General features: G+C 39.0%; 2 protein-coding genes. One reads left to right on the top strand and one right to left on the bottom strand.

The window, feature by feature from the left end; translation table 11 throughout:
* Positions 1 to 1,577: 1,577 nt before the first annotated feature.
* Positions 1,578 to 3,365 (top strand): ABC1 kinase family protein, encoded by a 1,788-nt coding sequence (locus tag ACM0OZ_RS47845; RefSeq protein ID WP_414589990.1) that lies wholly within the window; start codon positions 1,578 to 1,580, stop codon positions 3,363 to 3,365.
* Positions 3,366 to 3,698: 333 nt separating this feature from the next.
* On the opposite strand, the gene ACM0OZ_RS47840 is transcribed toward ACM0OZ_RS47845, so the two are convergent.
* The gene (locus tag ACM0OZ_RS47840) at positions 3,699 to 3,788 is read right to left on the bottom strand and encodes a transposase (RefSeq protein ID WP_414589991.1); all 90 of its coding nucleotides are present in this window, start codon (positions 3,786 to 3,788) and stop codon (positions 3,699 to 3,701) included.
* Between the last annotated feature and the right edge of the window lie 1,096 nt (positions 3,789 to 4,884).

Raw genomic sequence — 4,884 nt, 5'->3', positions numbered from 1 at the left:
CTTACACTCCTATTTGTGTATTAGGGGTTTATCCTTAGAGGTGCAAGATATGAGCTCCGCGCAGTGCCCTTTGGGCAATCGCTTACCTGGGCTAGAGAACTGATCTACAACTCTATTGCTCAAAAAGCAGATGATACGGGCATTCTGGCGGATTGTATGCAATCCGTCAAATGAACGGATGGTAAGCCTTCTAGAAATCTTTTCGGTCTACTGACTTTTAGTCTAAACTCCAGTGATAAAGGTTACGGTTCAAAAAACTCATGGTGCTGTTCTACGCAAACGAGGCATTCGACCTCAAATACCAAAACTCGTCTGGAGAAATAAGAAAAATAGAGGAAGACTGACATTTTGCACCAAGAAAAATTGATGTTATTCTCACACTCAGTACTAAGCCTGAAGCCCTTATTTAACTCAGATCTTGCACCAATAAAAATTGATTTAATTTAATTACTCCGTATTAAATTAAAAGCCTTAATTTAGCGATAAAAACCGATAAAAATCAGGTAGCCTTATCGCGCATCTTTTTAGCTTATACGGTTTTTTACGGTTAGGTGCAAGATCTGAGTTAACTGATAAAAGCTCAGAAAAGTGATGTAACTTTATTGCGCTGCTTTTGACTAAGCCCTGGGTTATACGGATAGGTGCAAGATATGAGCCTCCCACGGGCGCGATTAACGCTCCCGCAAAATATGAAACAAGCACATTTTTATGATGTTTCTCAAAGCCTTACTGTATAACGGTTCTAAAATGTGCAAGTTAAGAGAAGACTCATTAAAATTTCTGTTTTTAGATTTTAGCAAGAACGATGTTTTGCTTGGTTGTAACGTAAATATTGTCGTCTAGTTGTTCGTTGGAAAAGTCAAAAAGTACAGCAGAATTCAGGAGTCAGGAGTCAGGAGTCAGAAGTAAACTTGGCTCTATATCTGGCTTTTGAGTTGAAAACCTGTACCTCATGAACTTGCAATCTGCTGTATATTTCGATGCATTCATTGACCTTGCTACTATTTATATCTGGATTCATAGAATTTTATTAGTGGGATAGGTTCAGATATTGGATTTTATTAACTACTTTAATCGCACTATGGCGAAGCCATTCAAGTGGACTTATAAGGGTAAGGTATTAGCTGTTTAATGGGTACTTTATTTCCGCCGACCTGTACTAGTAACTCTATCGGATTTTTATTTGCTTACAAAATATCGTAACTGGAGTTTTTTTTACTTTCCAAACATCCTCTTAGCTCGACTTTATCCAATTAAGCAGCGTAAGCCTTGTTATTTGGCATTCATTTATAGCTTTGTGGCAAAAACTTTTTCCTACATCACTAATTTTGCCGAGATAGAAAAAGTCAAAGTTTACGTTCCATAAGGGTTTGAGCGTATGCGAGCGTGTTGCTTGAAAATGGATAAAGTCGAGCTTAGGGGTTGTGAAAAAATAAATTGGACTCGGCGTATACTGATTATACAATCGAAGACGACCTTTATGAAAACAGTGTAGCTGCACCTGAGCCTCGCTTATTCTGTTTCCAGATTTATCTCAGAGCGCTAGACTTGTTGAAAATTTACATCTGCTTGAACAAATGCTCAAGGAACAATATATTCCCACGCCACTGATTGAAAAAAAACAGCAAAAAAAAGTAGAAATAGTTGAAGAACTTAATATTCGTCGTTTTTCAATCATTTATGTGATCCGGCGATTTATCGTTTATTATTTAGGCGTATCATACCGCAGATTTGTCAGAAAGTCGAATATACAAAAAACGGCAATCGAGTTGCGAGAAATATTTGAAGAATTAGGTGGTCTATGGGTTAAAACAGGCCAGTTACTAGCATTACGAACAGACCTCTTTCCTGAAGAAGTATGCGATGAATTAAGACGCTTGCAATATGGCGCTCTTGGATTTCCAATGGAGATGGTACGCTCAACTATTGAATCGGAATTGGGTGCTCCAATTGATAAAATCTTTGCAGAGTTTGATGAGCAACCCATAGCAGCTGCCTCTATTGCTCAAATTCACAGCGCAGTTTTGTCCAAAAACCGAGCCCCTGTAGTGGTCAAAGTTCAACGTCCCGGCTTAGAGTCGGCTTTCAAGCGCGATTTGGAAGTCATTAAACTTTTCGCTAATTTATTTAGAGCGTTGAATATTGCCAATTATTTGCGTTTGGATGACGCTGTAGTAGAAGTGGAGAAAATTTTTAATGAGGAGCTAGATTATCGGTATGAAGCATCCAACATGCGTCGGATGAAAAAGACTCTCAAAAAACACGGAGTTTACACTCCGTCAGTATACAAAAAATATTCCAAACGTCGAGTTTTGGTTATGGAGTACATTTCGGGTGTGTTGATGTCTGATTACATCAAGACTTTAAATAGCGATCCTGCCAAAGTGAAAAAATGGGATGAGAAAAATAATGTAGACCGGGAAAAGCTGGGAGAAAAATTATGTTTGTCCTTATATCGACAAATATATGAAGATAATTTATATCATGCAGATCTACATCCTGGTAACATATTTTTGTTGCGTGATAGCAAGTTTGTACTGATTGACTTAGGAAGTGTTGGCTCTCTAGAGAAAGATTTGAGAACTAACTACTCAAACTACACTAATGCACTGGGGAGAGAGGATTATACGAAAGCAGCCGACTATTTTATCCGCTTTGCCGTAGACATTCCCAGAATTGATATACCTAGAGCGCGTGCGGAAATCGCAGGTGCAATTCAAACTTGGGCAGCTAAATCCCGGCTGAACGGGTTATCATATAAGGAAAAATCCATAAATGCAGCTAGTGATGCAATTACCAAGGTAACTAGTAAATATAATATACCAACGAACTGGGGATTTTTGAAAGCAAGCAGATCTCTCCTAACATTGGATGGCTCGCTCCAGTACCTCCTACCAGATTTTGATTACTTAAAGCTTATCAAGAAGTATAACAAGCAGAAGGAGCGTCGTGCTTTAATTCAGAGTCTTCGTCTTGAGAGTATTATGGCATCCATGAAGGAGTTTTTTGATAATCTGGATGAATATAACACATTGATTCTTCCCAAAGTACGAGAGCGAACGACACCTTATGACGGAAGAATTAACAAGTTTGGTCTTGCTCTGGCGTTCCTCTTACGTATGTTCTCATCTGTAATACTGATAGGCGGAGTTGTGTTAGCGTATTCTTTCCTATTTCAGCATCATTTTGAAATCATTAAACTCATTGATAATCAACTGTTTAATGAAATTGCCAGACAGATACCGCCAATACCATATCTGGAATGGATTTTGATCTTTGTAGCCATGACATTGATTTTACGAACTTTATCAGCTTGTTCAGTTATTTTGGAGCAAAAGGAATATGAAGGAAAAAGTATTTTATAAAGCTTCACAGAAAATATATTCAACTCTAGACAGACATAGGCGCTCCCAAGTGTGATATTGTTGAATGTTTGAAAAGGATGTTTTAAAAGCCACGAAAAGTATAGTGTTGTCCTTCTAAATAGGAGTAATTATCTCCAAAAATCAAGGTTTTATCTATGTAATGAAATGCTTTGCTCTGCTGAGTCTGAAGTAATACCAATTCTTTATGAAGCTGCGCTAAATAAAGCTTCAAGAAGGAAGTCGTAAGAAGTGAGAGAAGCTATCACCTCAGGTGTAATAGTTTCCAAAACCTCAGCTAACTTTTGACACAGTTGAGCAAGGCTTTTGCAATTTTCAAGCTTGAAATTTGCTTTTGAGAAACTCCCAAAACCTCTCAATCGGGTTCAGTTTTGGAGAGTGAGGTGGTTGAAAAATTGGAATAATATTTTCTGGACAATCGAGGGTTTTAACTGTGTGAAATGACCTTTGGTCAAACTGGATAACCGCAGTGTCGTCCCCAAGTTCATACTAAGTTGCGTTCTAATGTAGAATTTAGGTTAGCTCTTAACTTGCACATTTTAGAACCGTTATACAGTAAGGCTTTGAGAAACATCATAAAAATGTGCTTGTTTCATATTTTGCGGGAGCGTTAATCGCGCCCGTGGGAGGCTCATATCTTGCACCTATCCGTATAACCCAGGGCTTAGTCAAAAGCAGCGCAATAAAGTTACATCACTTTTCTGAGCTTTTATCGGTTAAATAAGGGCTTCAGGCTGACGGGGTGACAGAGTGGTTACAAAGTAGACTGGATAAGCTGCATAGCTCGGAGGCCACGTTGAAAATAAGGTAGTTTAGATGGCTTGAGATGCATCAGTGCGATTGCGCGGAGCGCAGTGCCCCTTGGGCAATCGCTAAATCTGACCAAAACTCCATAGCCCCCACCCATAAACAACCATATAAACCAACCCAAAATGCGCTATGACGACGGTGTATTCACTTTAATTCTTGCAGCCGACCAATATATTTTTGTAACCCTCTAAATCGGAAATTACGACCTGCTAACACCGCACAAGAGTAGGCGAGAGCGCTTCGCGCACGCTTCGCGAACGCAATCAACGTGCATCAGTGCGATTAAACGTTGACCAGTAGCGTATGTCGATTCTAAATTATAACCACCAGTCTTACAATCCTTAAACATAGCCTCAATGCCACTACGACATTTAAACGCTTTAATGGCAGCCTCAAAACTTTGAAGGTTTGTTAGTAAATACCATCCAGAGGGTTCAACCTTCCCTCGATATTTGCGCGGCTAATACCCAACTAAATTAAATTTTCCAAATCCTTTCTGTTTCGTCAATTGAACCTGATGGAAAAAGAATGATACTCCTGGTTTTAATCCTAAATTTTGCAGCCTTTGATAAGATTTTTCTGGAAGACGAATATACGTTCCTTGTTTCTGACGCAAAACAAAGCTGATTCCCTTACTGTCTGGAGTTTAGACTAGTTCGCGGTGCGAAACGGTAGAAGAAATGAACTAAAA

Origin of the sequence: Scytonema sp. PCC 10023, assembly GCF_963920835.1 — a bacterium.
Taxonomy (GTDB): Bacteria; Cyanobacteriota; Cyanobacteriia; order Cyanobacteriales; family Nostocaceae; genus Kalymmatonema.
This window is presented reverse-complemented; position numbering and strand designations above follow the sequence as displayed.

Bases quoted from the DNA above. Each gene is read 5' to 3' on its own strand.
- ACM0OZ_RS47845 (WP_414589990.1), top strand. From the start codon at position 1,578: ATGCTCAAGGAACAATATATTCCCACGCCACTGATTGAAAAAAAACAG.